Source organism: Moorena bouillonii PNG (assembly GCF_001942495.1).
In the GTDB taxonomy this organism is placed as follows: domain Bacteria; phylum Cyanobacteriota; class Cyanobacteriia; order Cyanobacteriales; family Coleofasciculaceae; genus Moorena; species Moorena bouillonii.
The window spans coordinates 3440103-3442600 of the sequence record NZ_MKZS01000001.1 but is presented as its reverse complement, the minus strand read 5'-3'; the positions used below and the strand labels follow the sequence as shown (position 1 = coordinate 3442600).

Below are 2498 nucleotides of genomic sequence, written 5' to 3'. Positions count from 1 at the left end.
AGTTATTTCATATAATTATATCTTATTATGTCAAAAATAGGTAATTAATTTTGTGGCAATTTCTCAATAACCGCTGGTTGACAAATTGGATCAGCAATTTATCAGGCAGGGCTACCCACCAGTCGATGCTCTATAGCCTTTTGTCGAATCAAATCTGGTAAGGGGGGGATTTTGTCATCCCCTCGCAAGCGGGACAGTAAATACGCCCAAAAACAAATCCCTAATTTGCGCGATTGTCTTTTTCATACCCTACATGGTATCTCTGGCTTGAAGTCCGGCCTCAGAGCGAGTGCCACCACTGATTTTTCGACGGGTCACAAATTCTCTGATGTCAGAAAAGGCGGCATTATTGTGCAAAGGGATATTGGGTTTGTCGAGCACCCGAAGCAATTGCTCCAAGTTTTGTCTAAATTGGTTCAATGCGTTGCTACTAGTGGGGTGGTGCAGATAACACCGACCAAAGATTTCATCAAACCGAGCAGATAGGTACTCTTGTTGGTCGGCACTCGGGTGATCTTGATAGGCAATTAAGCTGTTGGTAGTACTCCCATAGAAGGCTTTGGACTTCCTCAATGTTGTTTCGAAATTCAGCGGTACTCCCCTCAAAGCATGCGGATGATTCGTAAAGCCAGAACCCAACACAACCCATGAATGAGAATATTGAACTGTCTGGCTCCATCTGAGAGAATCAGCAATTTGAGGTTTTTGCCACTCTCGATTAATCCACCCAGCAGAGCGGCTTCGGTGACCCTCTGTGCTACTAGGGAATGCACAATGCCAATAGAGTCTAAATAGTCCTGCCATTGCGATGGGCTATTCCCTAGCACCGTTGAACCAAAACTCAATCGGTTCATATGCTTGTCGGCTAACTTATAGGAAGCGTGCATATTGGTGGGCATCCTGATTGAGTACATAAATCGGGGCATTGCCTTGTAATACCGATAAGAAGTTGCGTCGAGTCTTCTGGGGGGTGCTCGCAAAGAAAGTAAACCATTCATTACCAATCACCGTGCAATACCCGTTCTTCCCACTGTGTCGTGCTCCGGTATCATCGGTGTGAACATACTCTGAGCATTCTAATCCTGCCCCTAAAACCGATGCCTGAGAGAGTGTGAAACACATCTATTTTTGCGCGCTCGGTATGAATTGATTTGACCAACCGATATCTCGATACCCCATTCCAGTAGCTGCTCATGAATCTTTGGTTGCGTCACTCGATTGTGATAGTACTGGTGCAAGATATATCCCACTAGTTGCGGGCGATAATGTCCAGAATTGCTGATACTGTGGCGGTAATTGAGCACTAATTACCCCGACCCCTGGTAACACATATTCGGCTAACAAGAAGCGGATGTTATTTCTTTCTATGGGAAGTTCGTGGAACAAATATTCTCGGTATCCATTAAATTTTGCCCCAACTGGCAGTTGAGAGGGTTCTATTTTCCATTCGGTGTCCACCACGAAGCTATCTTTCTTACGACCTTTAGCTGAGGCGCGGACGTTTACCTTTCCTTTGCTTAAGTTCTAGCTGCTTCCCTTCACCCACGCTTACTCGCACGCTCGTTGGGGTTTTTTATTCAGTTTCTTTTTCCCTCGTAACTCTTCCTCCAATTCACGGATGCGCTTGCTTAACTCTTGATTGTGCTTGGCTAGTTCTGCTATCGTTTCAGCCTGTTGTCTGACAAGCGCACGCAGCTCCTCGACCTCATGAAGGTCGCTGAGTTGCTCATTTTTTACTTGCACAGAGTTTTCTAGCATACCTTTGTTTAACCAGATTTATGCACTCTTGACAAGGGGGCTAACTCTATACCTATCTCTTTCACCCCACAGCGGTTATTGAGAAGTTACATTTTGTGCACCTGCTTAATTCGGTTTTAAGTACCTGAATATCCCGAGGTTCTTCACCCAATAGCCAGTGAAAAAACTCCGATGGGTATTCTTCTGCTAGGTATTTGCAGATATTATCGTAGGCCAAGGCAAATTCTTCAAAGTTAATACTATTTCAGATAGCGATGCAGCGCGGTCTTGGGGGTTTCCCCCATGAGCGACTGCATCAAGACACTGTAGTGAATCTGAGTTAAAAAATTGATCGCACCTGGATCTTGTATATGGAGTCAAGTTATGATACCCGAGCACTTCTGATTTAGATAAAATCTAAAAAAGACCTGATTAGATCAGGTCTTATCAAAATCATGTCCCCACAAAAAATCCTGGTGAACACTGACAGTTCAATGTCAGCCGTGCTCCAACCAAACCGCTAAATCCGTTGCTGTCTTAAAATCCAACAACGCTTCACTCAATTCCTCCAATCGAGTAATGGATAATCCCTCAATCTGCTGTTGGAGCACAGGGTCAAGTAAACCTAACCTCAGGGTTAGCAAACGCATCACAATTAATACCGCTTCCTCCTGCTTTCCTCGGTCGAGTCCCTGCTGAAGTCCCTGCTGGAGTCCCTTTTGGACTCCCTTTTGGATAATATCTTGATAGGTAACTGATTC

General features: G+C 44.8%; 6 protein-coding genes. All 6 read right to left on the bottom strand.

Annotated features, from left to right (window positions below):
* Positions 1-249: 249 nt before the first annotated feature.
* A complete protein-coding gene (locus BJP37_RS41075; RefSeq protein ID WP_198954047.1) occupies positions 250-573 on the bottom strand; it encodes an IS66 family transposase in 324 nt (107 codons plus the stop codon).
* 29 nt (positions 574-602) lie between these two features.
* Positions 603-899, bottom strand: a complete 297-nt coding sequence (locus BJP37_RS41070) for a hypothetical protein (protein ID WP_198954046.1) — start codon at positions 897-899, stop codon at positions 603-605.
* On the bottom strand, positions 871-1122 hold the full coding sequence (locus BJP37_RS41065; RefSeq protein WP_198954045.1) for a hypothetical protein: 252 nt from the start codon (positions 1120-1122) through the stop codon (positions 871-873). The genes BJP37_RS41070 and BJP37_RS41065 overlap by 29 nt, the downstream gene beginning before the upstream one ends.
* Positions 1123-1191: 69 nt before the next feature.
* Entirely contained in the window at positions 1192-1461 is a 270-nt protein-coding gene (locus BJP37_RS41060; protein ID WP_198954044.1) for a hypothetical protein, read from the bottom strand.
* Between the two features lie 87 nt (positions 1462-1548).
* Positions 1549-1758: a hypothetical protein gene (locus BJP37_RS41055; RefSeq protein WP_198954043.1), complete on the bottom strand. Its 210-nt coding sequence runs from the start codon at positions 1756-1758 to the stop codon at positions 1549-1551.
* A 476-nt stretch (positions 1759-2234) separates the two neighbouring features.
* Positions 2235-2498, bottom strand: a 264-nt coding sequence (locus BJP37_RS14035) for a DUF4351 domain-containing protein (RefSeq protein WP_143727984.1), incomplete at its 5' end; no start/stop codon positions are given.

Excerpts from the sequence above, each read along its gene's own strand:
- BJP37_RS41070 (WP_198954046.1), bottom strand. The coding sequence starts at position 899 with ATGCCCACCAATATGCACGCTTCCTATAAGTTAGCCGACAAGCATATG.
- BJP37_RS41065 (WP_198954045.1), bottom strand. The coding sequence starts at position 1,122 with ATGTGTTTCACACTCTCTCAGGCATCGGTTTTAGGGGCAGGATTAGAA.
- BJP37_RS41055 (WP_198954043.1), bottom strand. The coding sequence starts at position 1,758 with ATGCTAGAAAACTCTGTGCAAGTAAAAAATGAGCAACTCAGCGACCTT.